Genomic DNA, 24425 nt, shown 5'->3' with positions numbered 1-24425 from the left:
CCGTCCGTTTTTTAGCCGATACTAGAAACAAGATGAAATCCGATTTTATGGGTCGCTTGTTTCCGATCGGCAAAACGAAGCCGCTCACGATTTGTTTTCTCACCCTGTTTTTTCTCGGGGGAAGCGTCTCGTCTTCTTCCGATCTGCAGATTTCTCCCGATCTACTCAATATCACCGATTTTCGGACCGATCGACTCGCATTTCATTTTATACAGCTCGTGGACAAAGAGGGAAAATCCCTTCCGCAAACCAATCCCAACCGCGATTCTTCCGAAGCGACTTTGATGATCATCTACAAAGGACAACTAACGTTACTTAAGGACGGATACGACGATCCGAACAAGATACGGGAGAAGGAAAAGGAATATCTCGTGAAGATTTCCAATTACGCGAGACTCCGGGAATTGGAATCGGAATACTACAGACTTCCCGAATCGGAACGGACCGTAAGTCCGAACAAATCCTCCGAAAGTCCGCAAGGTTCCGGTCAGCAGAACGTTTCCAGTTCGAACGCGACTTCTTCTTCAAACGCCGCGGTTTCCGGAAATGGATCGACTAACAACGCCGAGGCGAGTCAGGTTTCGGCGGAACCTTTGAAAAAGACGAAGGAGCTCGATCTTCTTTTGAAATACGACGAGGAACTTTTGAAAAGTTATTCTTCCGAACGTGCGGTCAGCGGAGAATTGGAACGGTCCGAACGGTTTTACGGAAAGGATTCACCTAAAACGACTTCGATTCGTTTCCGTGCGGAAGAACTCCGCAAGAAAGTAAACGAAAGAAGAAACGTTCTCATTCAATTCTTAAGGAACCCCGCTTCATCCACCAATCCGTATCCGGGCGATCGAAAGGATCAGGCGTTTTATACGAATACGATCAACGGTGTTCCCGATTTTTATCTTCATTCCACGACTCCGCGCGAACCCGACGGTCAGATGAAAGGAGAGGAAGAGGTCGGCAAAAAATACGGGGAATTGTTTAAGTCCGCGAGAGACAAACTGATCGATTCTCAAATTAGGAAATTATACTATTATCTTTGGAACCGCGAGATGACGAACACGCGCGTCAAAGCGGAGAAGATGAAAAACGGCAAAAAGGCGGTAGTCGTTACGGGAGATTCCACGGTATTCACCATGATCGATAAGGAAGGAGACGGTATTACCGAATCCTTTTTTGTGGACAGCCCCGGAATTCGTTTTTCTTGGGGAAGAGATCTACCGAACATCATCTCGATTTCGAACTGCACGGACGAGACGATTCTTCCTAAGATCAAAAATCTTACCGAGGACGTTTTGTCCGGAAGAATGCCTGAGAAAATCGACAAGATCGATCTTACCGTTCCGGAAGAACAACTCGTGATCGAGTTGGGGCCGAAGATTCCTCAGTGACTTTGCGTTCTCCGAACCGTAGAATCTCATTTTAGGCAAATATTAAGATTCTTGAACCCTTCCGGAAGCCCTGCCGTGAAAGGGTTTTTATTCGTGAACGCAAAGATTCCGTTAAGCGTTGGAATCGTTACTCGGAGGAGCCGCAGTTTCCTTTTCCTTAAAGATAAACCTCTTCAGCACGCCCAATCCGCCGATTACGGCTAACGCGATCACTTTCCAGAATTTTAATAAGAGAGCGAAAAAGCCCGCTTTCGCCAAAACTTTTCCCGCTATCAAACCTCCGATCCCGTACGCGGCCACCGTATCCAGACCCGGATTGAAGTCGGCGTAACGATGTCCTTCGTTGAACTCGGTCGAGTTTACGATCGAGTCGAGTTCTCCATTGACCAAAGAAAGTTTGTCGATGTCGGCGATTACGTTCAGGATCAGAACGCCTTTCCTCCCCAACATTCGAATATTATAATTCAATGTATCGACCGGAGAACCTTCGAACTTCAAGGTCTTTGCCCAATGCAGTTTTTTGGTCTTAGCATCGTAAAACGGAGGAGAGGCCCAACCCACCAATTCGACGCTTTCGTAACCTTCCTTTTTGCGGGCTTCGTTGGCTTCCTTCATGTCGTCTTTCATCTCGTCGAGAAGGTCGTCGTAGTCCATGTCCTTTGCGTCGTCGTCCTTGATATAACCTTCTTCGGAAAAGGAAATGCTGATCGCATAAGAGAAGTTTTGGCTAATCGGTGTTTCATTCTTTAGAAACAACATTCCGAGCGGTTCCGCTCCGGGCGGATTCCCCCAGACGTTTTCCAAAACGAGTTTACTCTGCGCCCCGTCGATGTATCGGAAGTTAGAGGGAACGTTCAAGGTTGCGAGCCCGTCTCCCAACGTTACCTTTCCGGTTTTGTATTTCAAAGAATTGACGATCTTGATCGCTTCCGGGCTCGGTTGCGCGAGCAATCCGAAGGATAAGAGGAGTAGAATCGTCGCCGTGATTTTCAATTTCATAGAATTCTCCCGCGTGGATTGATTTAAAACGTTTCGGCTAATCGATCTGCTTTAGCTTGTCCAAGGTTTTCTGCAAATATCTGTATTTCCCGATATTATCGGCGAAAACTTTTTCAAGAACTAAGAGCCGTGCGTATAAATCCGGATGTTGTATCCGGACCGGACCTAATATGAGACAGGAACGAGGAACGGAGTCAAGAAATTCTCGGAAAAACGGTCAGGGTTCTTCTATTTCAACGTTCTCTAATGTATCGAAAAACCCGGTCTGGAGCAGCGGGGCAAAGTCCACCATATCTTCCGCGTTCAGTTTCAATCCGTTTTCCATCGAATACGCCTGTAAAAGGGAAGCACAGGCCAAATGACTTTCTCCGAGTTGTGCGTGCGCTCTCGCTTTGATGATGAGAATGTCCGAATCAGACTCTCCGAAATATTGTATGTATAAGTCGATGAACTTCAACGCGTTTTTATGATCGGCGACTTTCAGATAACACTGGGCGATCATGTCGTAGTGCAGAAAATTCTCGTCGCTGTCCATTCTCATGGAAGTTTTCAAAGAAACCAAAGCGGAGTTGTAATCTCCTCTTTGATAGTAAAGATGTCCGAGTTCCGCCCAGATATCCTTACGGAGAATTCCCCTTCCTCTCGAAAGTTTTTCCTGAGCCAGCGCCTGTTTTAAAACCGCGATCGCTTCGTTCGAACGGTCCGTGTCTTTCAATAGGGAAGCGAGAGTCAGATACAACTCGAGTTGATCCGGATAAAGTTCGATTCCTTTGGTAAGAATCTTCTTTGCTTGTTTGAAATTGGAAACCTTGATGAGATAATTGGAATAGTAGAGATAGCTGCCAGGTTCGTTCGGATATTGAGTGATGATCTCGTGAAAGAGATTCAATGTCTCTCGAGTATTTCCGATATGATACTGGCACCAAGCCTGACGATTTCGGATCTTTAAGATCGTTTTCGGACTTGTGGTGAAGGAAAGAGCTTCCTTGTAGAGGTTGAAAGCTTTCGTGAATTCTCTTTGATTCTCCCTCTGAATCGCAGATCTGATCAGTGTAGGGAAACTCACAGTTTGGACAGGTTAAAAATTTTCAAAAAATAATCAAGTTTTCTATTTATCAACCGAGAATAGAATTGGGGGAAAAAGAAAGAAAACCCCGAAATTCTCGGAAGAGGGAATTTATGAACATCAACGGAAACACAAACCAGAGTTTACTTTTGGAAAGGGTAGCGAATCTACCTAAGGAAATCTTTCAGGCTCAAAGCGACTTAAATCGAAAGATGTTGCATCTCGCCGTGGAAGCGGGAGTCCAGAATTCCAAGGAAGAGGGACAAAGAAGAATCCTGGACCTTTACGCTTAAGACGAAACTTCAGTTTTGATTGTAGACGGGGCGTTTGCGCTCCTTGAAAGATTGCATCGCTCCTCTAAAATCCGCGGAATCGAGAAAACTCGAGTTCCATAGTGCCACATAATTCAGACCGGCTTCGAGCGGTTTTCCTTCCGCAAAGCGCATTACATCCTTAACGCCCGACACGACGATCTTCGGATTCTCCGCGATTTCTTTCGCGGTCGCTAGCGCGGCTTGCATCATCTCTTCTTCCGTTTGAAAAACCTTAGTAACGAGTCCGATTCTTTCGGCTTCGATCCCGTCGATGTCCTTACCTGTAAGAGCCAGTTCTCTCGTATGACCTTGTCCGATGATTGCGGGAAGTCTATTGATGGAACCCATGTCCGCAACGATCGCGACTTTCGCTTCGCGAAGCGAGATGGAAGCGTCTGTGGTCGCGTAACGGATGTCGCAAGCGGAGATGAGATCGAGCCCTCCGCCGATGCAATGTTTTTGAACCGCCGCGATCGAAGGTTTGGGTGAATCGTAGACCGCGTTGATTCCTTTCTGCATTTTTAAGATGAGATCGAAGAATTTTCTGCGGTCTCCGCCGAGAGGCGCTTGGATCACGTTGCCGAATTGTTGGATGAACGAATCCAAATCGAGACCGGTGGAAAAGGATTTTCCGCGTGCAGCAATGACGAACGCGTGAATGTCGGAGTTCGCGTTGATTTCCTCAACGGCGTCCGGTAAATCCCTCCAGAAAGGCCAGTTCATAGCATTTCTCTTGTCCGGGCGGTTCAAATAAAGAATGGCGGTTTTGTCTTCGGGCCTTGCGACGATTTCAAAAAATTCAAAGTGGGTTTTCATCCCGGTCAGTTTCGGAGGGAAAAAAATTCTTACAAGTCATTCCTGAGCTCAAGAAATGCTGGACAGTTTTTAAATTATGAGAATGATTCTCATTATCTTAAAGAGGGTTTGGGATGATTATCAGCTGGGAAAAGATTCGCCATCAACATCCAAAGGAAGAATGGAAGAGGCTTTTAGAGGACGTAGATGCCTCTATGGAGAAAAAAAAGTGGGGAGTTCCCGCGTTTTTAAGCGGAAGCAGGGAAATGCAGCTTAACGCAGGCGCCTTCCCGATTCAAAAGATCGACTTTTCCGCCGATTTGTTTCGCCAAAGATTCCACAAGTGATAGGCCAAGCGAGCTTGGATTCCGATTTCGGATGGATTCTTCCGGGAGGCCCGCACCGCTATCGGAAACTTCCAGCGTCAGCGTTTCGTTTTCCCTCGTGAAATGAATCCGAATCAACCCGGATAAGGAATCGGCCAATCCGTGTTTTAAAGAATTCGTGATCAGTTCGTTGATGATCAAAGCGAGATTCATTCCGATCTCCGCTTTTACTTTTCCCTCGCGGATGTTCAGTTCGAGTCGAACCTTTTCCCGATCCACCTGATAGATTTCGAAAAGCGCGTCGGTGAGTTTTTTCACATACAGCTCGAAACTGATCGAAGAGAGATCCTTGCTTTCGTATAAAATTTCATGAAGAAGCGCGACGGCGCGCAGACGATTCTGACTTTCACGGAGGACGTCGTTTGATTCTCCGTTGGCTTGGCCCGAACGTAAGCTGAAGATGGAGGAGATGATCGTGAGATTGTTTTTGATTCTATGATGAATTTCTTTGAGGTAGGTGTCTTTTTCTCCGGCGGTCGTATGTTGTTCTTTGGTCCGGAGAATGTTGAACGTTCCCGTCAGTTTTTCCTCGGTTCCTAAGATCGGTGAACTTTGGAGCTGTACTTCCTGGCTATTTCCGTTTTTGGAAACAAGAAGAAGATTTCCGTTTTCTTTCGGAAGTCTGGATTTCAAAACTTCTTCCACTACGTTTCCAACTGCGTCGCCCGTTCTGTCTTTGAAAAAGAGAATGTCTTGAATCGGTTTGCCGAGATAATCTTCGTATTTGCAACCGATGAGTTTTTCCGCCGCAGGATTCATAAAAAGAAGAGATCCGTTTTCGTCGGTCGTTACAATTCCCGCACCGAGCTGGTCTAACGCGCCTTTGAGTTTTTCCTCGGTTTGTTTGGAGCGCTGTTCGATTTCGTTTTTATAAAGTGCTACTTCTATGGAGGAACGAAGCTGATCCGACTCGAAAGGTTTTACGATGTATCCGAGGGGTTGTGTTTTTTTGGCTCTGTCTAAGGTGTTTTCGTCGGCGTAAGCGGTAAGATAAATAACGGGGGTGTGAAAGCGGTTTCGGAGAACTTCGGCGGTTTCGATCCCGTCCAGGTTGCCTTCGATATTGATATCCATCAAGACAAGATCCGGGTGATTTTCCTCTGCCTTTTGGATCGCCTCTTCACCCGAAGAAGTAATTCCAACCAATTCGTAACCCAACTTTTTGAGCTTTTGGCCTAGGTTGACTGCAACGATGATCTCGTCCTCAACGACCAAAATTTTGGGTTTCTGAAGCATATTCATTAGTTACTAAAAATAACCCCGAATTCAACAAGATATTTGTCAAAAGACGGAAAAAGTTATGGTAAAATTATGTTTTCCCCTCGTGGGAATTCCAAACGCTCTTCCCAGTTTTCTCCGAGCCCCTAGCCGGAAAAGAAAAAAAAGGGAGCGAAACGATTTCGATCCTGTTACAAGCTTTTACGTTAGACTCATTTTTTAGGGAGAATCCTGATCGGATTTTTAATTTATTCCCTGGCCTTTTGAGCGTTCGGACTTCCAAAACGGCGCCGTTCCGTTTCGGTTTCTCTTTCAACGATAAGAACAAGCATCCCGTTTCCTTTTTGCTGATTTTCGTTTTTTATATCTCTTAAGCGGGAGTGAATTTCAGGTAACGCCTGTTTCGCGAAAAAATGGAAGTAGGGAATCGGTAACCGTTTTTCTGCTCCCTTGCGGATTTCGAATCCGCTATCGAGTTCGGATTTGTTCGGGAACAAGTCTATGTCCGGCTTTGAATCAGGACAGGGTCGATGTAAAAAAAATCGAATTCGATCCAATTCCGTGCTTGACGAATTTGGAATTAGTTGTATTATGCATCTAATTATGAAAGAGTTTTTGATCGAGAATACTCTCGGCTACCGGATCAATCGCGCCGCGATCGTGATGAAGTTGGAGCTGCAGGATCGTTTTAAGAACGCGGGATTCGAGATCACGCCTGAAGAGTGGGTGATTCTCAATCGGCTTTGGGAATCGGACGGAATGAACCAGAACGAAATTTCCCAAAAAACCTTGAAGGATAAAACTACGGTCACGCGGTTCTTGAACGCGATGGAAGAGGACGGTTTGATTCGGAGGGTTGTATCTGAAAACGATCGTAGAAATCGGCTTATCTTTCTGACGGAGCGCGGTAAACGCCTCAAGGAAAAGCTGATTCCAATCGCTAAATCATTGTTAGGTGATGTGGCGATCGGTCTGAATAAAGAACAGCTTACGGTTACGATGGAGGTTCTTGCGCGTATCGAACAAAATCTCGCGAATCTAAAAACAAAATCGGAAACGGAATAAAAAATACGGAAGGGGTGTTACGGATGGAAACACAAACTTGGAAAAAACATTTGAGCGCGGTCGCCGCTCTCACTTTTACGATTGTTGTAAGCACGCTCGGTTATCTTAAAATCGGTTTGCCTCCGGTGATTATAGTCGGAGGTTCGGGATTGATCGGAGGTATCTTTTGGTATTTCACGTATTTGAAACGGCCGGTGGAACCTCGGGTCATTCTCCCGTTATTTGTGCTTACCGTAGTCTGCTTACAGATTCATATGATCGAGGAATATCTAACCGGTTTCGGTCCGGCGATGAGCCGTCTTTTCGGGATCGCTTGGAGCGAACAAGGATTCGTGATCGTGTTCACTTTGCTCGGTCCGATGATCTATATGTTGACCGCGTTGGGTTTATTTCTTCGAATTCCTTTGGCGGGTTTTATCGCGTGGTTTATCTTTATCGGTCCCGGGTGCGCGGAATTCACACATTTTATCTTTCCGCTTCTTGAGCCGAGCATTCAACCCAATTCTCCCGAGCCGTTTTCGCAGGTGATCAACGGAGTCTTGATTCGGGATATGCCGAATTATTATTATAAGACCGTAGGAGAATATTATTTTTCAGGTCTTTACACCGCGGTGCTTCCGATGATTCCGGGAGGATATGCGATTTTTCGATTGTTAAAGTATCATAGAGAGAATACGACGAACACTCGTTGAAAAAAGTAAAATCATTTCGTTGAACGCGTGTTTCATGACGAAGGTTGTGGAGCGCGCGTTTTTAGTTTCGAAAAAAAATCGGTCCGTAATATCCGCGCAGTCCGCATTCTTCCGGAATCGAATCGGGTTCCGATCCCGCGCAATTCGATTCGTCTGCAATCGGCAGAATCGACTTCGACTTCGATTCCGCATCTTCGTTTTTTCAATTCCGCAAAACGTAGTTCTCGTTACCGGCGGATTTGCGGATAAACAATCGCTTCTCCGCTTTTACTCCAAGTAGAATCTGATAGATGTCCGTTAAGAGCGGTTTGGAAGAATAATATCCATGACCGAGTGAAATTAGGGAAGAATCAACCGGGTTCACATTGACTACGTCGATCCCCGGAAGGATCACGCAGGAACCGAGACGTCCTCCTTGATTGACCGATGCGGACGCTTGAAGCGCGCTGTCGCCGGGCGAACAGTAAAGCGTCGTCCGTTTTGCGGCTTTCAAAAGCGAATCCGAAAGAAGTCTGAATTCTCCCGAATCGAAATCGGGTGCGTTCAGAATCAATTCCTGGACGGCGGGTTGTTTCGATTCTTTCCCGATTTCGGCTAACGCAGGTAGAACGACTTGATGTCCCATGGAATGTACGATGAGATGAACCTTCTTACCGACCTTTTGCAGGGATTTTAGAAAATTCTTAAATTCGTCTCGGGAGCTTCTCGCGGAGGAGAGATTTTTTTCGTAGGTTCCTTTGAGCAGAACCTGATTGATCAAACCGGCTTCGCTTCCCGCGGGCCAAGTAAAGATTACGATTTTTCCGGGGAATTTCAGGTCGTATCGGATTTGTCCTCCGCGCAGAATCGCTTCTTCGAACTTTACGTTGAATCCATGAACGAAGACGAGCACCTCGTCGAAAGGATCTTTTTTGAGATCCTCGACGAGCGCGTCCCGGTTTTCAAAGGGTTTATGGCCGAGAAATTGAAAGTAGTTCTCCCGACTTCCGAGTCCGGCGGGAAGAGCTCCTACCTCGTGATTGGCGGGAACGTTTACGATACAATATCCGGTTTTGAGTTCCTGATTTCCGGTCGTTAAGAAGTATGAATCGCTGCATGAATTTTGAGCGCTCGAGTTTTGCGCGCGAAGCGTCGCGTAGTATAAGTTGAGCGTTTCGGTTTGATCGTAATTTTTGATCAGACGTTGATCGAGTAATTCTTCGAGGGAAGGGGTTTTGCAGCCGAAGCTGAAAAACAAAAGTAGAATCGGGGACAAGAAAATCAAATTCTTCATTTGGGAGAATCTTTCGAAAAAGTCGGGAGAATGGAAATCAAATTCTCGAGTTGTGAATGAGAATTTTCCGGAAGAGATGTGTGGGAACTCTTACAAGTTGCAAACGATATTTCCCGCTTTCAGGAATGTTTTGCAGTGAGAAATGTGGGAACTCCCACCGAGGAAGAAATCGGTTTTTGTGGTAGTTCCCACAATTTTCGCGCGATCAAAAATTCTCTCCGGATGACGTATGAGTTCCTACTTTTTTTCGAAAAACAAAGGATTTGTGTGAAGTCGAGAACTCCAAGAAAAAGCGGTAGTTCCCACATTCTACAGAAATCGCCGTAGCGCGCAGGAGTTCCTACTTCCTCGTTACGACAAACGAATCCGGATCGAAGCTTAGTGGGTTGGTCCGCCCTTGCGGAACGTAAGACCTTTGAGATATTTAGAAGGATTGACCGGTTGACCGTTTTTGATGACTTCAAAGTGAAGGTGAGGACCGAAAGAATAACCGGTGGAACCGGATCTTGCGATTTTCTTTCCGGCTAAAACGTAGTCGCCGCGTTGTACGAACAACTTGGAATTGTGTGCGTAAAGAGTTTTGAAATCGTCCGTATGTTCGATCACGACCACGTTTCCGTAACCGCCCATCCATCCAGCGTAGATGACTTTTCCGTTTCTTGCGGCCGCGATCGGTTCGTAGAAGGCCTTTAAGTCCAGACCTTCGTGGAACTTTCTTCTCGGGAAAGTTCTGAATCCGAAGTTGGAAGTCACGATTCGGGAAGCGACCGGAATCACCCACTTCGGAGCCGGATCGGGAATGACCGCTCCGGGTAAGAATACTTTTTGTCCCGGTCGGAGAATGTCGAGATCGTCCAGTTTGTTTTCGAGCATGATCTCGTCCAAGTTGACCTTGTAGAGACTGGCCACTTTCGCGACTGTGTCTCCGGTTTTCATCTTGTAGAGAAGCCCTTGTTTATTCGGAATACTTAATATTTGACCCGGATACAAAGTGTCGTCGATTTTGATGTTCGAAGAACCCGCGATCGATTCCATGGAAACCTTGAATCGGGTCGCAATTTCGGCTAACGTTTCATTTCGTTTTACGCGGTAAGTCGTTACCTTGAGTTGTTTCTTTTTTTCCGAAGGATTTTTGAGTTCCTTCGCCATTAGAATCGTAAGTTTTGCCTTTTCCGATTCTTCGAGAAACTTTTCATCACCCGATTTCGCCTTGAGATCCTCGGAATCGTTCTCCGTAATTTCTTTTCCGGAAGAATCGATCATCGCGTTGCTCGGATTCATTCCGAATCCTAAGAAGGCGATAAAGAGAGCGGCCGATGCGAAGATGGGAATGAGACGGAACCTTTTTCTGCGAAAGTCGAGATTCCCGTGATAAAGATTGCCTCTGAAATAAAAGGAATAATGAAAATGAAAGGCACCCAGATAGATCAGGGTGAAGTTGTCCGTTCTAAGGAGTTCCTTCCCCGCATTCAGTTGTCTGGGCTTTTTGAAGATCATACAGGAAGATTATCGGCCCGTTCAGAGCCTTTCCTATAGTAAAGAAAAAGGACTTATTCGTCCTTTCCGTTATCCAAAGTGCGGGTTCCGCCGAAAGATTCTTCCACGATTTTCTTTACGTCTTTCTTTTGGCCGCCGGTGATCGTTATGTTTCCTTTTGCTACCACGCCTTTGGCTAAGTGGAGGGCAGGGGCAATGATGTCTCCTAAAAGTCTTCCGGTTTCTTCCAGACGAACTTCGTTCTCGGCTTTGATGTTTCCGATCATGGTTCCGGAAACGGTCACTTCGCGAGCGGCGATATTGGTTCTTACTTTACCGGTTTCTCCGATGTAGAGGGTATCGTCCGTTTTGATCTCCCCTTCGAATTTTCCGTCGATGCGGAGAGAACCCGCGATATAAAATTTCCCTTCAAAAATGGACCCGGGACCGATTACGCTGTTATTATTTTCCTTGCCGATGGCCATCTAAAACTCCTGCTAGCAATCCAAACCTGCCCCTTGCTCTTCGGGACACGCCGTAAATCTATTTGTGTATTCAATCCCAAAACGACAAGTATTTTTGTTCGGAATTACCGAATCAAATCATCGTCGCCCTGGAAAATATTGGTTTTCTGCTTCTTTTTAACTTTGGTTTGATGGGAAGAATGATGTTCCGGTTCCGGTTCGGGAATAAAACCCGCTCCTCTGTGATCGTCGCAAACTTCTTTAGGGACCGTATCCTTGGTGAAGTATTCTTCTTCCGTTTGATTGCAATGAGACCCCGGAAGTTTTCCCGAGATGGAACAGATCGTTTTGCGGACCACGCCCGTTTCTCCGAAGTGAAAGGACTTTGACTTCTCGCGAGAAAGTGCGTTGGACATAAATCTTCCCCAGATCGGAGCCGCAACGACCCCGCCCGACATTCCCCGGCCCATGGAAAGAGTTCCCGTATCGTAACCAAGCCAGACAACGCTCACAAGATCCGCCGTATAACCCGCAAACCACGCGTCCCGAAAGTTATTCGTCGTTCCGGTTTTACCGGCGGCGGGTCGGCTGAGTCCATAGGAAGAAGCTCCGGTCCCCGTTCCTTTTTTGATCACGTCTTCCATCATCGAAGTAAGAATAAAACAAACTTCGGGAGAAAGAATTTGTTTCTTCTCCTGTTTGCCCGCTTCTTCTCGAAAGTCTTTGATTACGTTGCCTGAACCGTCTTCCACATAAAGAACGCTCAACGGGAAGACTTGTTTTCCTCCCGACGCGAGTACCGCGTACGCTCTTGCAAGTTCGTACGGAGACACTTCGAAGGTTCCGAGCGAGATCGAATAGTTTCTCGGTATGGATCTATTTTCTATCTGGAGAATTTTTTCCAGATTCGGCATTAAGTTGCTGATTCCGGTGTGTTCAAGAACGCGCACCGCGACGCTGTTTCGGGAAAGTTCAAGCGCTTCGCGTAACTTTATAAATCCTGAATATTCTCCCGTGTAATTGGACGGATTCCATTCATCGCCGTCTTCCAATACGTATTGAAGCGGAGAATCGGAAAAAAGAGAAGCGGCCGTTACGTTCTTTTTCGGATCGGGATGTTGATTGTAGTATTCCATCGCCGCCGCATACACGAGCGGCTTGAACGCGGAGCCGGGTTGCCTGTACGCTTGAAACGCTCGTATCTGTTGGTTGTCCGACCGAAAACCGGAACCCCCGACCATCGCCGTGATATAACCGCTGTCGGGACGGATCGAGATCAACGCCCCTTCCACGGGAAGAAGAAAGTCTTCCGTTTGTTGACTGCGGTAACTCCACTCGATCGCTTCGCCCAGCGATTCGGTTCCGCTCAAAAGATTGAGCGCGCTGAGTTCGTCGCGTAAGTCTTCCTGCCAGGCTCTGCTGAACGTCCGCACCGATCTGGAAATTTTGAACTTGAATTCGGGAACGTCGTGGATCATCGCGAGAATGTCGTAGATTTCTCCGTACGCGTCGTCGAAGGCGTCGATCTTTGTGAACGTTCTTTGATTGGAAAGCGCCGTCTGCGCTTTGAGTCCCGCATACAAAGCCTTTTCCGCCTGCGTTTGGTGTTGAATGTTGAGCGTGGAATAGATCTTGAGGCCGCCGCTGTACAAAGTCGTCTTCGGGATATAACGAGTTAAGTTTTTACGAACGTATTCCGTGAAATACGGAAAGCGGTTGAGACGATCGGAAAACGCGGAGTCGTTCGGAGAACGGTTTAGAGTAATGTAATATTCGGAAAACGCGTCGTATTCTTTTTCCGCCGTTTTGATGTCGAGGATTCCGTTCTCGACGAACTTTTTGAAAACGACTCGGACTTTCGCGCTGGAAGAATTCGGGTTGACCAAGGGGGAAAATTCCGTCGGTCTCGTGGTCAAACTCGCGAGAAGGGCCGATTCTCCCCAAGTCAGTTCTTTGACGTCCTTGCGGAAGTAGAATCTCGCGGCGGCTCCGACCCCGATCGTTCCGTGGCCGAGAGGAATTTCGTTGAGATAGATTTCCATGAGCGTGTCTTTGTCGAACACCGCTTCGAGAAGAAGTGCGAGCCAGGCTTCTCTCGCTTTTCGCAAGAACGATCTTTCCGTGTTTAAGAATTTAAGACGCGCGACCTGCTGCGTGATCGTCGACGCTCCTTCCTTGATTCTTCCCGCGAGAAGGTTGACCATAAACGCGCGGAAAATTCCCCGCAGGTCCAAGCCCCAGTGGGAATAAAAATTGTTGTCCTCGGTCGAAACGAAACTGCGGATCAGCTTGTTCGGTTTGCCGTCCTCTTCGGGAGGAAGTTCCTTGATGTTTAATACGACGCGGGAGAATCGATAGAACTCGGCGATCGGTTCGTATTCGTTTTTATCGTTTAATCCGTATAAGACGGAAGGTTTTTCATAAAGATTCGAATCGGGAACTCTCCATAAATCTTTGATCGAGAAAACGAAAAGAAATCCGTTCAAAAACAAAAGCCCCGCGCAGACCTTCGCGAGTTGTTTGAGGGGATTTTCCGAATCGAGAATTCTCTGAAGAATCCTGTCGCGGAAGTGGATCACAAAAAAACGGAAAAGATAACTGGATGGTTCGTGTTTCATAATCGATTAAACTTCTTCTATCGGTGAAAATTCTTTCATGCTGTCGACTCCTTGAAAGCGGAGTCCCGTATCCAAATTGTATCCCTGGTATTCCTTTAAGAACGCCGTGCGGGACATTTTGTTTTCCAGATAATTCCAAGCGTGCGTCAACGCGTCCTTCCCGTTTTGCGCGGAACGGTTGATGAGTTCCACGAAAGAATCTTCGCGAACGATAGAAGGATCGGCCGGGTAGTTCCACTTCTTATGTTCTTCGTTCATGATTCTTTTGTCGATGTGCTCTTTCAGAGGGAGCATCAACACGGAAGAACGCACTTTGTGGAACGTGATGTTGTCGAGCAGTTTTAAGGCGCCGCGCATCCATTTGCTTCTCGAATCCAGAACGCGGTGAAATTCCAGATAACCGAGAAAGGATTCGTTCAACAAATCGCCCGGGATGATTTTGTCCTCTGAACCTATATAATGTTTTTTGAATTCTTGTGAGAACGTTTCCTTGAGTCCTCTGAGCCAGAAGTGCCAGAGCATCGGGTCCATCTTCCAGGTTTTTTTGTCCGACTTGAAGATCGCGTCTACGTGATGAACGAAATCGTATTCCTTCGGAGTCATTCCCCATCTGTAATCGAGCAGCCAGGAATCGAGAGCGTTCTCCACTCTCATGTGATTGTACTGAGCGAGGCTGCTGATCTTTTTGTCTTTGTTGTAAAAGTCTCCGGAGATATAAAAGATGTACGGGTGTGTGACGATGTCCACCGCGCAGTGACAGATGTAGCCGAGAGTGAACGCGATGTATCGGTCCCTGTGGATTCCTTCTTCGGTCTGAAGAATCAGATCGAGAAAACTGAGAACGAGTTCGGCGACGTTGTTGTGATGACTCATGTCTCCCCACACGGTCGCCTTTTTCGTTTTGCGAGGAGAAAGAATATGATAAAAATAAAATATATCCGGAGCGATCGCTCCGATGTTCGCGAACTTGCGGTTGGATTCGGCGCGCATGAGGCCGGCGATTTTTCTTTGCTCGGCGGTTCCGTGATCCAGATGTTTGCAAACCTGAGAAAGGACTTCGAGATGAGTGATTTTGCCAGCCATAAATGAAAATGCCTTTAAAAAAACGGGACTCTGACGGAGCCTGTTCTAAAACCATTTAGAAATGCCCGTTTCACTATGCAATCAATAGAAAAATTAAAATTTTTGACTGAATCCCAAGTGCGATCGATCGCACAACAATTCGGAACCCCGGTTTTTGTTTATTCCCGGGAAAGAATCGAAAAAAGTTGCGACACCGCTCTTGCGTTTCCGAACGCATTCGGCTTAACGGTTCGTTACGCGATGAAGGCAAATCCGAATCGAACCATTCTTGAAATCATGAAACGAAAAGGAATTCAGATCGACGCGAGTTCCGAATACGAAGCGATGCGGGCGATCCACTACGGATTCAAACCGGAACAAATCATGCTCACTTCTCAAGAGCTTGCGAAAAATCTGAAGGAACTCGTGGAAAAGAGAATGATCTTCAACGCTTGTTCTCTCCGTCAGTTGGAAGCGTTCGGAAAAAACTTTCCGGGCAAAGAAGTCAGCGTTCGTTTTAATCCGGGACTCGGTTCGGGACAAACGAAAAAGACGGACGTGGGAGGAAAAACTTCTTCCTTCGGAGTTTGGCACGAAGACATCGATCAGGTGAAAGAGCTCGCGAAAAAATACGATCTCAAGATCTTTAAGGTTCATACTCATATCGGATCGGGAAGCGATCCCGCGGTTTGGAAAACGGTCGCTCAGGTTTCTTTGGACATCGCGGCACAGTTTCCCGAGTGTAGAATTTTGAATCTCGGCGGAGGTTTCAAAGTGGGGAGAATGGAAGACGAAAAAACGACCGACTTCCAGACGATCGGCAAGCCGGTCGTCGAACTCTTTCAGGAATTCGCGAAGAAGCACGGAACCCAACTTCACATGGAAATCGAACCGGGTTCCTTTATGATGGTCAACAACGGAGCGATCATAACCACAGTGGACGACGTAGTAACCACCGGACCTAACGGCGGTTATACGTTCGTTAAGATCGATGCCGGAATGGACGTGAACACAAGACCTTCTTTGTATGCCGCAAGACATCCGTTAGTCGTCGTTCCCAGAGAAGGCGCGCATTCCGGAAAAACGGCGGACTACGTTTACGTGGGACATTGCTGCGAAAGCGGGGACTTGTTCACGCAGGCTGAGGGCGGCGGACCGATTACAAGAACGACCGGAGAAGCTTCATTAGGAGATTATGTTGTAATGGAAGGAGCGGGGGCGTATTGTTCCTCCATGTCCGCGAAGAACTACAACTCGTTTCCCGAAACGGCGGAGGTTCTTGTGGGACTCGACGGAGGTTTTCAGCTGATTCGGAAACGCCAAAATTTAGAACAAATCTTTCAGAATGAAATCCCTGTTTCTCTCTGAGAAAATCTACGTTCTGATCTTAGCCGGAGGAACCGGCACTAGAATGGGTTCGGAGATTCCGAAGCAATTTTTGGAATTTGCAGGCGAACCCATTCTGGTTCACACTCTCAAAAAATTTCAGACCTGGGGGAAACAAAAACGAATCGTGTTGGTTTCCCATTTCGAATCCATTCCGAAAACGGAATCGATCTGCGGGCCGCACCTTCGAGACAACGATCGGATCGTGGAAGGCGGCGAAACAAGACACGCTTCCATGCTGAGGGGATTGGCCGCGCTTGAAATTCAAAGCGAGGACGTCATTTTGATTCACGACGCGGCGCGTCCGTTCGTTCTTTCGAAAGAATTGGATTTGTTATGCGACAGCGTTCGTGAGAACGGAATCGCGACTCTCGCTTCCCGAACCTCCGAAACCGTATTAGAAGAATCGAATGGACGAACCGCTTCCTTTTTGGATCGGGAACATATCTGGTTTATGAAAACCCCGCAAGGAATTCGAGGCGACGTGTTGAAGGAATTGTTGTCCTTGTCTTCCGATTCTACGCCGACCGATCTTTGTTCCTGGGCTTTGAGCGGCGGAAAAAAATCGGCCATCGTTGAATCGAACCCTTTCAATCTAAAAATCACACGCAAAGAAGATTTGGAACTTGCTGAGTTATACGGCGGTTTGTTCGAGAAGTTAGGTTAGAATTTCTTTTTGTTTGAGATTTGTCAACTTTGCGATCCGAGAAAAATCCGGATCTCTGTGGAATACCGTAAGTCGGTTTCGTATCGCACAAACTGCGATTTGAAAATCGATGCCGGATCGAATCGAAATTCCTTTGCTTTTGCAAAATCGAAATAGATCGGCAGCTTCTTCATAAATTTCTAAACGCATCGGATTCTCGACGAAGTTGACTGCGTCTGAATACGTTTTTTTACCTGAAACAAGAAGCGGTTTTTCCAATAAATCTTCCTGTAATACAAGATTTGTGCGTTTCATACACAAAGTATGTATGAAACGCTTTTGTAATTCCATTCATTTTTTGGAAATCGGCAGATCATAAACCGCGTCGATTCCCTCCATTTTCTCCCGGGTCGCCTTCAGGACGATTTTACCCGAAGATGGAATCTTGGAAACCGGACAGAAAAAATGATCCGGATGCGCCTGACATTCCAGTTTTTGTTCGGATTTTCCTTGGACGATTTTGGCCTGAAGTTTGCCGTTCTTTGTGGAAGGGTTTTTGAATTCGATATCCAAAAGATACACTTTCAGACCTTCCTTTAAAAGAACCAGCTCGGTGTGGAAACCGCCCGGCATCCGAATCGTTCCTCCGTTCGGTCCGGTTTCGTGTTCTCCGTGCGCTCGCAATCCATAACTTGCGAATATAAGAAAAATGGAAAGCGTCAGTTTTGCGACCTCCGCTTTCGGGAAGGCCGTTTTTTGGAAAACGGCCAGGCTTTTAGGATTCGGTTGTGAATGTTCCATCGATTGATTCTCCTCTTTTATTGAACGACAGTACTTTTGGAAACGGGGTAACCGCATTCTTCGATTAGATTTGCGAGTTCCGTTTCCGAACGCCCGCTGTCGACGCGAACGGTTTGACTTGCGACATCCACGCTCACTTGAACGTTCGGATCGATCGTTTTGATCGCCTTGGAAATAACGTTTGCACAACTTCCACAGGTCATATTCTCCACTTGAAATTCCACCATAAGATTCTCCTTAAACGGTTTTGAAAACCGATCTTGGAACTCAGCTTAAACCTTCCCACGAGGGTAAGGTCAATAGCCGATTTCGATTTTTTTTCTTTTCGCATTCTTTTTTTTGCGATCGGCTCCTTGACCTTCCCATTAGGGGAAGCTTTAGAATCTGCGGTATGATGTATAAAATTTATTTTCCCGATTGGAATCGCAGCGCCGATGTCTTGGAAGGCGAGAATGTACTGGATTCTTCCTTACGATCGAAAATCGATCTTTCCTATTCCTGCCGTTTGGGTCGATGCGGCGCGTGCAAGATCCTTCTTTTAAAGGGAGAAGTGGAACATTTATCCCACAATCGTTTTGCTCTCACCGAGGAAGAAAAAGAAAACGGATTGATTTTGGCTTGCAGATCCGTTCCGAAATCGGATCTTTCTCTTCGCAGAATCGAACCGCAGTCTAACTAAAAAAGAAAGAGAACGGTGAAGAGCTATGAACATCGGAAACGTTTCCAAAGAATCGGGAGTCAGCGCGAAACAGATTCGTCATTACGAATCGATCGGTTTGATTCCAAAGGCGAGAAGAAAAGATTCCGGTTATAGAACGTATTCTTCCGATGACGTTCATATTTTGAAATTCGTGAAACGCGCGCGAAGCATGGGCTTCGGGCTTTCCGAAATTCAAAAGCTCGTTGGCCTTTGGAGAAACAAGAGCCGTGCGAGCGCCGACGTAAAAAAGCTCGCGCTCACGCATCTGAAAACTCTGGAGAATAAGATCAACGAACTGCAGGAGATGGCGGCCACTCTTAAACATCTCGCACATCATTGCCAAGGAGATCATCGTCCGAGTTGTCCGATTTTAAAGACGCTTTCCAACGAGGACGACACCGAATGACGACGTTCGATTGCGGCCGCGGCAACTCTTTTCCCACGGCGTTTTGATTCTTTCCGCTTGACTCGCACGTACACTCGCAAACATTGGAAAGACCACGCGAGTATGGTGGAATTGGTAGACACGCCAGATTTAGGTTCTGGTGCAGTAATGTGTGGGGGTTCGAGTCCCTCTACTCGCAAGTAATTCCTCTTTTAAAATCCGAATCTCGAATCTACATTCAATCAATTGTCTATCAAAAAATTGAGGGACTCGAAGCGAGCTTTGGTAAAGCGTTTCGAGCGACCCTAGAAGCGAAGAAACGCTTCCGAGGAACAGGATGTTCCGAGGCCAAAGGGAGACGCCGTGGAGCCGAATCCGTCACGAGGACGGATTGCGTAACGGCGAGTCCCGCGTTTTCACAGATTCTAATTACCCGGAGAAACTTCTACTTTCGAACGTCCCTCTACTCGCAAGTAATTCCTCATCCATTCTTTTTTATAAATCCTGTCGGAACACTGAAAGAAATCGTCGGGGGCTTTTACTCGGCGGATCCTCGCATATCATTTTGAATCGCAGGCAATGTGGGAACTCTCACCCGGCACGGAATAATCTTGCAGTTGGAATCCGAAATTCTCCAACTGTTCCGACAAGATCGTCCTTTGAAACTTGACAGAATCGTCCCGTTCCCGGCGCCGCTTTTGACTTTACAATTACCGCAAATCTCAAAATCTGATTTTACTTTATCGAAATATCGGCCGGGAACAAAACGCGGTTCCAACCGAAGGAATGTTCGCAAAAGAACCGATCTATGTTATTCAACTCGATTCACTTTCTCGTATTTTATCCGATCGTCGCGGTTCTTTACTTTCTGCTTCCGTTCCGTTTCCGGTGGATTCTTCTGCTGGTCGCAAGTTGCTACTTTTACATGGCCTTTATTCCGGCCTACATATTGATTCTTGCGTTTACGATCGTATTGGATTACTACCTTGCGATCTGGATCGAAAATGCGACAGGGCCGAAACGAGGAACCTATCTCATCTTGAGTCTCTCTTCGAACATAGGGATTCTTATCTTCTTTAAATACTTCAATTTCGCTCTGGAGAATACCGGTTATCTCTATCGATTTCTGATCGGAGCCGATCTTCCCGTATCGCCTTTGCAGATCATACTTCCGATCGGACTTTCCTTTCATACGTTTCAGTCCATGGGTTATATCGTGGAAGTCTATCAAGGCAAAATTAAGGCCGAAAGGCACCTCGGATATTATTGGGTTTACGTGATGTTCTTTCCTCAGTTGGTCGCCGGCCCGATCGAAAGAGCGCATCACTTGATGGCTCAGTTTCATCAGGAACACAAGCTCGTGTTTCAGAATATCGAAAACGGATTGAAATACATAGTTTATGGATTTCTAATGAAGCTGATGGTCGCGGATCGGCTGTCGGTTTTCGTCGATGCGATGTACAACGATCCTGCCGGAAAATCCGGTACGGATCTTTTGGTCGCAACGTATTTTTTCGCGTTTCAGATTTATTGCGACTTCGCCGGTTATTCCAACATCGCGATCGGAACTGCGAAAATTTTGGGAATCGATCTGATGCGAAACTTCGATCGTCCTTATTTTTCTTCGAGCGTGTCCGAGTTTTGGGGACGCTGGCACATTTCTTTGTCTTCCTGGTTTCGGGACTACGTATATATTCCGCTCGGAGGAAACAGAGTATCAACGTTTCGTCATATTCGAAATTTATTGATCGTCTTCGCTCTTTCGGGGATTTGGCACGGTGCGAATTGGACGTTCGTCATCTGGGGAGTTTTAAACGGAATTTATCTCGCGTCGGAAGTGATTTGGAAGCGGTATGTCACCGAAAAAACTCCGAAAGGATTTTGGTTCCGCTGGATCGGAGTGATCGTCACGTTCCATCTCGTACTTTTAAGCTGGGTTTATTTCCGCGCGAATTCGGTATCAACCGCCCATTTGATTCTCCGAAGAATTTTCGATTTCACAAACGGAGAAGGACTCGATCTGATCGTAGAGTTTCAGAAAAAAGCGGGAGTTTTTGCGATCGCGGTCTTTTTACTTTTGGAAGCCTTGTTTCCTTTTTGGGAAAGAACGAAAGAAGGCTGGAAGAAATACGGAGATTGGGCCGTTGCGGGAATTTTCATCACTTTGATTTTTACGGGAGGAGTGTTCTATGGATCCAGCTTCATCTACTTCCAGTTCTAAAATTCTGCGTTATGCGGGTCTTTCTCTCGTTCTTCTGGTCTCCGTAGTTTTGTTCGATCGTGTTTGGTACGCCCTTTTGTTCGGACAATACGATAAGATGTTTTCGATGTCTAAAAATTTCAAGCCGGCAAATACGCTCATCGTCGGTTCGAGTCATATCCTTTGGGATTTGGACCCGGAAGTTCTTGCGAAAGAAACCGGCAAGCCGGTCGTTCTTCTCAACGTGCCCGGCGCCAACCTTTCTCTCAGAAAGGAAATCGTAAGCGAATATCTGAAAAAGAACCGCATGCAACTTCCTTCTTTGCTTGTGTTAGAAACCGATAAATTCGCTTTGAACCCGGATCGTTATCCGGATTCCGCGTATAAATCCGTGAAAGGATATTATCACAAAGGTTTGTTCGTGGACTTTCTGGATCAAAAGGTTCCGCAAGAATCTCCGATCGAATACTGGACTTTTCGTATTTCTCATTCGTATTCTCTGAATTCTTTTTCTCATTTTATTCTTTCGAAATTGTATGATAAGTATTTATCCTCCGTTTTCGTTTGGAAACTGAACGCGGAATCGACGAACAAAACGAAAAAACAAACGCAAGAATCCGCAAACATCGATTCAAACAAGGGACAAGTCGCAGAACAAGACGTCCGGATTGGGGAATGGAAAAAACAATACGAAGGATTGGCGCCGAAACTCGATCCCAGACTCATACAAGAACTTTATGAAATTCTAAAGTTAACGCACACGCACGGAGTTAAAACCGTTCTTCTGGAAACTCCGAATTATTTTTTTAGCAAAGAAGACGATCAGAGATATGAAATCGTCCGTAAAGAACTCAAAAAGATCGCGGAACAATCGAGCGCGGTTTATCTCCGCTTGAACCCGGAACGTTTCGAAACAAGACCGGAATTGTTCTTTGACGCTTCTCACTTCAATCTTTTAGGAAAAGCCGAATACACGGCGGTATTCCGAGCGGAACTGCAAAAGAAATCTCTGTTTTGACCGCGGAATCGTTTCGTAGAACAGCGCAGAGGTATGAGTTCCTACACAATTTTATATCCAGAGTAAATCTTTTCTGAAACTCAATGAATGCTGGAGTTCCCACATTTTCTTGCGCAAACGGAGAAATTTCCCGACTTACAACTCCGCAAGCGACACGAACGGCTTGGTCTGAAAGACCGAGCGGGACTCCGCGAGCCGGAAGTGGCGCGGTCCGGGCGTTGGAACTCACACAACAATCAAATTTTTACGATTCGATTCCAACGCGCGGATGCGGCCGAAATCCCTCTTTGTTTGTAATAGTTCCTACGCTATTTTATCGAAGAATCAGTTCGACAATTCGCCGACGGGATTTCCCAGTTCGAGTTTCGAAATAAGACGGGTTTCACGATCGAGAAATGCCTCGATAAACGGATTGAGATCCTTGATTTTGCTCGATAACTCGTAACCAGCTTCCATCGTTTCGACAAGCGACGTAGCGCCCACCATGGAAGCTGCGACCTTGATCGGAGCCATTACAAGTTTGATCATCGGAAGTTTGGAAAGGGAAAAAAAGAATTTCAACGTATTTCCGACCATCTGGATCTGTTTCTTTCTTTCCTCGAAACGATCGGTTTCGCCCATCGCGGCGTAAAGATTGTCTCTGGAAATCACTCCGTCTTCCATCAGATTGTTTTCGATCACGATCTTTGCCGTGTCGTAATCCAAAGAATCCGTTAGGCGATTCAGCAAAATGATCTGATGAATGTTGTCCGTCATGGATTTACCCGCGACCGTCTTCAGCTTTTCATAAAGATTTTCTAAAGCGTTGTCGCGCTCTTCTTTGTTCGCGGGAGAATAAAGATTGAATTCGAAAAAATCGGGAATGCCGTCGTATCCCTTGATGATGAGAAGATCCGAATACGTTGTGCGAAGCCTCTCGATCGTCGCGCGTACAACTGCTTTACGCGTTAGCTCTAACACCTGTTGATCCATTCGTATTCAGAAACAGATTTCGTCGGCTCCACAACGGAGGTCAATATAAAAATCAATCCTTGACTACGATGACTCCGGATCTCAATTTCGCAGGTAATAACTTTGCAAGACTTTCTGCTTCTTTTTTAGACGAAGCGGACCCGAATCGTACCGTATAATATCCGTTTCTTGATCTTTTGACGGTTGCTTTCGTATTTTTCTCTTTTCCGGAAATCGATTTTTTTAATTCGTCTGCCTTTTCTTTTTCCTTAAATGCGGCTACTTGAAGTGTAAATCCTTCCGTTTCTTCGTCGGAAGAGGATTTGGAAATTCGTTTCGATTTTTTTTCTTCGTTTCGTTTGGATTTTTTGGAATCCTTGGAACCTTCCGGTTCTTTTACGGAAAGAGTTTCAGGAGCGTTTTTGTTTTCCTTTTCAGCGGAAGAAGGGGCCGTTCCCGATTTTTTAAATTCCACGACTTCGGTTGCGGGAGGAATGTTTTTGAACGTAACGGATTCCTGTGTGTTTGCGTTAGACGGAGAATTCGCGTTCGCCGCCGGAATTTCAGCAGATGCGACCGTGTTGTTTCCTTCGCTCGGAATTTGACCCGGTTCGGAAAACGGAATCGAACTTTGCACTTCCTGATTTTTGATGTCGTTTAACGTCAGCGTTTCTTCCGCGGAGCCGCCTGCGCGTTTTTTTCCGACTGAAACTCCCAGAAAAAAAAACGAAAACAGAAGTCCGATTAAAAACGTGGAGAGAATTAGAATTCTCTTATTGTCCAGATTGATTACGTAAAAAATTTTTTCTTTCATGACATTCTTCCCAACAGAACGGAGTAGAGAGTTTTACATTCTTCTCTGAGAGATTCCAAGTCCCCTCTGTTTCTAATGATATAATCGGCTCTTTTCAGCTTTTCCGTAAGAGGAAGTTGGTTTTTGATTCTCGCCAAAACGTCCTCTTTCGTGGTCCCATCTCTGGAAACCGTTCTTGCGATCGATTCTTCCGGGTCGGAATCCACGGTCACGGTCGCGTCGCAGAGTGTGTGAGCGTCCGTTTCGAAAAGAAGGGGAACTTCCCAAATCACCATTCTCCCTTGAGCGATGGTCTCCAAAATATTTTGGAAGTCCTTGCGAACCCTCGGATGAATCAGTCGATTGAGTCCCGCGAGTTTATCGGCGTCTCGAAACACGATGTCGGAAATTTTTTTCCGATCCGGCTTACCTTCCGAATCGAGAATTTCCTTTCCTAGGAGTTCCGTCAGTTCGGCGAGAATGGGAGAATCCGGTTCCGTATAACGTTTCGCTAAACGGTCGGCGCTGATTCCGAAGCCGCCCAATTCTTCCAAGATCTTTGCCGCGGTACTTTTGCCGCCCCCGATCATTCCGGTAATTCCGACCAAAAAGGCTTTTTTACCGGGCTGCACGCTCTGCATTCGTTGAGAATAGAGACGTCGGACAAAAGTACAAGCAAAAAAGAGAAAAGGGACTTCCTTTCGAAAATCCCTTTTCGGAGAGGGATTGGGA

25 protein-coding genes, 1 tRNA gene and 1 pseudogene are annotated in these 24425 nt (G+C 46.4%); 12 read left to right on the top strand and 15 right to left on the bottom strand.

Annotated features, from left to right (window positions below):
- Positions 1-32 precede the first annotated feature (32 nt).
- Positions 33-1385 (top strand): hypothetical protein, encoded by a 1353-nt coding sequence (locus tag LFX25_RS14420; RefSeq protein WP_238730852.1) that lies wholly within the window; start codon positions 33-35, stop codon positions 1383-1385.
- A 111-nt stretch (positions 1386-1496) separates the two neighbouring features.
- Here the strand turns inward: LFX25_RS14420 and LFX25_RS14415 are convergent, their stop codons facing one another.
- Together LFX25_RS14415 and LFX25_RS14410 are read right to left on the bottom strand one after the other, a co-directional pair.
- On the bottom strand, positions 1497-2384 hold the full coding sequence (locus LFX25_RS14415) for a DUF2167 domain-containing protein (RefSeq protein ID WP_238730851.1): 888 nt from the start codon (positions 2382-2384) through the stop codon (positions 1497-1499).
- Positions 2385-2601: 217 nt separating this feature from the next.
- Positions 2602-3450, bottom strand: coding sequence for a tetratricopeptide repeat protein (locus LFX25_RS14410; protein ID WP_135574622.1), 849 nt, complete (start codon positions 3448-3450; stop codon positions 2602-2604).
- Between the two features lie 113 nt (positions 3451-3563).
- Between LFX25_RS14410 and LFX25_RS14405 the strand changes: the two genes are divergently transcribed.
- Complete coding sequence (locus tag LFX25_RS14405; RefSeq protein WP_118956466.1) at positions 3564-3743, top strand: hypothetical protein; 180 nt, start codon at positions 3564-3566, stop codon at positions 3741-3743.
- Positions 3744-3752: 9 nt separating this feature from the next.
- Here the strand turns inward: LFX25_RS14405 and LFX25_RS14400 are convergent, their stop codons facing one another.
- A complete protein-coding gene (locus LFX25_RS14400) occupies positions 3753-4580 on the bottom strand; it encodes a crotonase/enoyl-CoA hydratase family protein (protein WP_238730850.1) in 828 nt (275 codons plus the stop codon).
- A gap of 113 nt (positions 4581-4693) precedes the next feature.
- On the opposite strand from LFX25_RS14400, the pseudogene LFX25_RS20995 reads away from it, so the two are divergent.
- Positions 4694-4792 (top strand): annotated as a pseudogene (locus tag LFX25_RS20995) (LIC12628 family protein); the annotation flags it as partial.
- Positions 4793-4807: 15 nt separating this feature from the next.
- Here LFX25_RS20995 and LFX25_RS14395 read toward each other — a convergent pair.
- Entirely contained in the window at positions 4808-6187 is a 1380-nt protein-coding gene (locus LFX25_RS14395; protein WP_238730849.1) for a histidine kinase dimerization/phosphoacceptor domain -containing protein, read from the bottom strand.
- A 579-nt stretch (positions 6188-6766) separates the two neighbouring features.
- Here LFX25_RS14395 and LFX25_RS14390 point away from each other — a divergent pair.
- Together LFX25_RS14390 and LFX25_RS14385 are read left to right on the top strand one after the other, a co-directional pair.
- Complete coding sequence (locus LFX25_RS14390) at positions 6767-7228, top strand: MarR family winged helix-turn-helix transcriptional regulator (RefSeq protein WP_238731615.1); 462 nt, start codon at positions 6767-6769, stop codon at positions 7226-7228.
- Between the two features lie 23 nt (positions 7229-7251).
- Complete coding sequence (locus tag LFX25_RS14385) at positions 7252-7920, top strand: hypothetical protein (RefSeq protein WP_238730848.1); 669 nt, start codon at positions 7252-7254, stop codon at positions 7918-7920.
- Positions 7921-8122: 202 nt separating this feature from the next.
- Here the strand turns inward: LFX25_RS14385 and LFX25_RS14380 are convergent, their stop codons facing one another.
- The 5 genes from LFX25_RS14380 to LFX25_RS14360 all read right to left on the bottom strand — a co-directional run bounded on the left by LFX25_RS14380 (position 8123) and on the right by LFX25_RS14360 (position 14834).
- Entirely contained in the window at positions 8123-9193 is a 1071-nt protein-coding gene (locus LFX25_RS14380) for an alpha/beta hydrolase (protein WP_238730847.1), read from the bottom strand.
- A 378-nt stretch (positions 9194-9571) separates the two neighbouring features.
- A complete protein-coding gene (locus LFX25_RS14375) occupies positions 9572-10690 on the bottom strand; it encodes a peptidoglycan DD-metalloendopeptidase family protein (RefSeq protein WP_118956140.1) in 1119 nt (372 codons plus the stop codon).
- Between the two features lie 53 nt (positions 10691-10743).
- Complete coding sequence (locus LFX25_RS14370; RefSeq protein WP_118956141.1) at positions 10744-11154, bottom strand: bactofilin family protein; 411 nt, start codon at positions 11152-11154, stop codon at positions 10744-10746.
- A gap of 104 nt (positions 11155-11258) precedes the next feature.
- On the bottom strand, positions 11259-13751 hold the full coding sequence (locus LFX25_RS14365) for a penicillin-binding protein 1A (RefSeq protein WP_238730846.1): 2493 nt from the start codon (positions 13749-13751) through the stop codon (positions 11259-11261).
- Positions 13752-13757: 6 nt separating this feature from the next.
- Positions 13758-14834 (bottom strand): zinc dependent phospholipase C family protein, encoded by a 1077-nt coding sequence (locus tag LFX25_RS14360; protein WP_238730845.1) that lies wholly within the window; start codon positions 14832-14834, stop codon positions 13758-13760.
- 75 nt (positions 14835-14909) lie between these two features.
- Here LFX25_RS14360 and LFX25_RS14355 point away from each other — a divergent pair, with 75 nt between their 5' ends.
- Both LFX25_RS14355 and LFX25_RS14350 read left to right on the top strand, forming a co-directional pair.
- On the top strand, positions 14910-16181 hold the full coding sequence (locus LFX25_RS14355; RefSeq protein ID WP_238730844.1) for a diaminopimelate decarboxylase: 1272 nt from the start codon (positions 14910-14912) through the stop codon (positions 16179-16181).
- Positions 16159-16866 (top strand): IspD/TarI family cytidylyltransferase, encoded by a 708-nt coding sequence (locus LFX25_RS14350; protein ID WP_238730843.1) that lies wholly within the window; start codon positions 16159-16161, stop codon positions 16864-16866. Before LFX25_RS14355 ends, LFX25_RS14350 begins: the two co-directional genes overlap by 23 nt.
- Here the strand turns inward: LFX25_RS14350 and LFX25_RS14345 are convergent.
- The 3 genes from LFX25_RS14345 to LFX25_RS14335 form a co-directional block, all read right to left on the bottom strand.
- Positions 16858-17124, bottom strand: coding sequence for a PIN domain-containing protein (locus tag LFX25_RS14345; protein WP_238730842.1), 267 nt, complete (start codon positions 17122-17124; stop codon positions 16858-16860). The genes LFX25_RS14350 and LFX25_RS14345 overlap by 9 nt on opposite strands.
- A 72-nt stretch (positions 17125-17196) precedes the next feature.
- Complete coding sequence (locus LFX25_RS14340; RefSeq protein WP_238730841.1) at positions 17197-17646, bottom strand: hypothetical protein; 450 nt, start codon at positions 17644-17646, stop codon at positions 17197-17199.
- A gap of 17 nt (positions 17647-17663) precedes the next feature.
- Positions 17664-17873, bottom strand: a complete 210-nt coding sequence (locus LFX25_RS14335) for a heavy-metal-associated domain-containing protein (RefSeq protein WP_238730840.1) — start codon at positions 17871-17873, stop codon at positions 17664-17666.
- 164 nt (positions 17874-18037) lie between these two features.
- Here LFX25_RS14335 and LFX25_RS14330 point away from each other — a divergent pair, with 164 nt between their 5' ends.
- The 5 genes from LFX25_RS14330 to LFX25_RS14310 all read left to right on the top strand — a co-directional run bounded on the left by LFX25_RS14330 (position 18038) and on the right by LFX25_RS14310 (position 21949).
- Entirely contained in the window at positions 18038-18325 is a 288-nt protein-coding gene (locus LFX25_RS14330; RefSeq protein ID WP_238730839.1) for a 2Fe-2S iron-sulfur cluster-binding protein, read from the top strand.
- 25 nt (positions 18326-18350) lie between these two features.
- Positions 18351-18752: a Cu(I)-responsive transcriptional regulator gene (gene cueR / locus LFX25_RS14325; RefSeq protein ID WP_238730838.1), complete on the top strand. Its 402-nt coding sequence runs from the start codon at positions 18351-18353 to the stop codon at positions 18750-18752.
- Positions 18753-18848: 96 nt separating this feature from the next.
- A tRNA-Leu gene (locus LFX25_RS14320) sits at positions 18849-18930 on the top strand.
- A gap of 609 nt (positions 18931-19539) precedes the next feature.
- Entirely contained in the window at positions 19540-20952 is a 1413-nt protein-coding gene (locus LFX25_RS14315; protein ID WP_238730837.1) for an MBOAT family O-acyltransferase, read from the top strand.
- A complete protein-coding gene (locus tag LFX25_RS14310; protein WP_238730836.1) occupies positions 20921-21949 on the top strand; it encodes a hypothetical protein in 1029 nt (342 codons plus the stop codon). Before LFX25_RS14315 ends, LFX25_RS14310 begins: the two co-directional genes overlap by 32 nt.
- Positions 21950-22273: 324 nt before the next feature.
- Here the strand turns inward: LFX25_RS14310 and LFX25_RS14305 are convergent, their stop codons facing one another.
- Genes LFX25_RS14305 through coaE form a run of 3 tightly spaced genes read right to left on the bottom strand, consistent with a single transcriptional unit; the run spans position 22274 to position 24334 of the window.
- Positions 22274-22921, bottom strand: a complete 648-nt coding sequence (locus LFX25_RS14305) for an FFLEELY motif protein (protein WP_238730835.1) — start codon at positions 22919-22921, stop codon at positions 22274-22276.
- A gap of 52 nt (positions 22922-22973) precedes the next feature.
- On the bottom strand, positions 22974-23714 hold the full coding sequence (locus LFX25_RS14300) for an SPOR domain-containing protein (protein WP_238730834.1): 741 nt from the start codon (positions 23712-23714) through the stop codon (positions 22974-22976).
- Positions 23711-24334 (bottom strand): dephospho-CoA kinase, encoded by a 624-nt coding sequence (gene coaE / locus LFX25_RS14295; RefSeq protein WP_238730833.1) that lies wholly within the window; start codon positions 24332-24334, stop codon positions 23711-23713. The genes LFX25_RS14300 and coaE overlap by 4 nt, the downstream gene beginning before the upstream one ends.
- Between the last annotated feature and the right edge of the window lie 91 nt (positions 24335-24425).

The sequence above is a fragment of the Leptospira sanjuanensis genome, assembly GCF_022267325.1.
Classification (GTDB): Bacteria; Spirochaetota; Leptospiria; order Leptospirales; family Leptospiraceae; genus Leptospira; species Leptospira sanjuanensis.
The sequence above is the reverse complement of the archived record's forward strand: the minus strand, read 5'-3'. Positions and strand labels throughout refer to the sequence as shown.

Bases quoted from the DNA above. Each gene is read 5' to 3' on its own strand.
- cueR (WP_238730838.1), top strand. From the start codon at position 18,351: ATGAACATCGGAAACGTTTCCAAAGAATCGGGAGTCAGCGCGAAACAG.
- LFX25_RS14330 (WP_238730839.1), top strand. From the start codon at position 18,038: ATGATGTATAAAATTTATTTTCCCGATTGGAATCGCAGCGCCGATGTC.
- LFX25_RS14380 (WP_238730847.1), bottom strand. From the start codon at position 9,193: ATGAAGAATTTGATTTTCTTGTCCCCGATTCTACTTTTGTTTTTCAGC.
- LFX25_RS14365 (WP_238730846.1), bottom strand. From the start codon at position 13,751: ATGAAACACGAACCATCCAGTTATCTTTTCCGTTTTTTTGTGATCCAC.
- LFX25_RS14335 (WP_238730840.1), bottom strand. From the start codon at position 17,873: ATGGTGGAATTTCAAGTGGAGAATATGACCTGTGGAAGTTGTGCAAAC.
- coaE (WP_238730833.1), bottom strand. From the start codon at position 24,334: ATGCAGAGCGTGCAGCCCGGTAAAAAAGCCTTTTTGGTCGGAATTACC.
- LFX25_RS14355 (WP_238730844.1), top strand. From the start codon at position 14,910: ATGCAATCAATAGAAAAATTAAAATTTTTGACTGAATCCCAAGTGCGA.
- LFX25_RS14310 (WP_238730836.1), top strand. From the start codon at position 20,921: ATGGATCCAGCTTCATCTACTTCCAGTTCTAAAATTCTGCGTTATGCG.
- LFX25_RS14300 (WP_238730834.1), bottom strand. From the start codon at position 23,714: ATGAAAGAAAAAATTTTTTACGTAATCAATCTGGACAATAAGAGAATT.
- LFX25_RS14400 (WP_238730850.1), bottom strand. From the start codon at position 4,580: ATGAAAACCCACTTTGAATTTTTTGAAATCGTCGCAAGGCCCGAAGAC.
- LFX25_RS14315 (WP_238730837.1), top strand. From the start codon at position 19,540: ATGTTATTCAACTCGATTCACTTTCTCGTATTTTATCCGATCGTCGCG.
- LFX25_RS14390 (WP_238731615.1), top strand. From the start codon at position 6,767: ATGAAAGAGTTTTTGATCGAGAATACTCTCGGCTACCGGATCAATCGC.
- LFX25_RS14360 (WP_238730845.1), bottom strand. From the start codon at position 14,834: ATGGCTGGCAAAATCACTCATCTCGAAGTCCTTTCTCAGGTTTGCAAA.
- LFX25_RS14375 (WP_118956140.1), bottom strand. From the start codon at position 10,690: ATGATCTTCAAAAAGCCCAGACAACTGAATGCGGGGAAGGAACTCCTT.
- LFX25_RS14395 (WP_238730849.1), bottom strand. From the start codon at position 6,187: ATGAATATGCTTCAGAAACCCAAAATTTTGGTCGTTGAGGACGAGATC.
- LFX25_RS14370 (WP_118956141.1), bottom strand. From the start codon at position 11,154: ATGGCCATCGGCAAGGAAAATAATAACAGCGTAATCGGTCCCGGGTCC.
- LFX25_RS14305 (WP_238730835.1), bottom strand. From the start codon at position 22,921: ATGGATCAACAGGTGTTAGAGCTAACGCGTAAAGCAGTTGTACGCGCG.
- LFX25_RS14420 (WP_238730852.1), top strand. From the start codon at position 33: ATGAAATCCGATTTTATGGGTCGCTTGTTTCCGATCGGCAAAACGAAG.
- LFX25_RS14405 (WP_118956466.1), top strand. From the start codon at position 3,564: ATGAACATCAACGGAAACACAAACCAGAGTTTACTTTTGGAAAGGGTA.
- LFX25_RS14415 (WP_238730851.1), bottom strand. From the start codon at position 2,384: ATGAAATTGAAAATCACGGCGACGATTCTACTCCTCTTATCCTTCGGA.
- LFX25_RS14350 (WP_238730843.1), top strand. From the start codon at position 16,159: ATGAAATCCCTGTTTCTCTCTGAGAAAATCTACGTTCTGATCTTAGCC.
- LFX25_RS14340 (WP_238730841.1), bottom strand. From the start codon at position 17,646: ATGGAACATTCACAACCGAATCCTAAAAGCCTGGCCGTTTTCCAAAAA.
- LFX25_RS14385 (WP_238730848.1), top strand. From the start codon at position 7,252: ATGGAAACACAAACTTGGAAAAAACATTTGAGCGCGGTCGCCGCTCTC.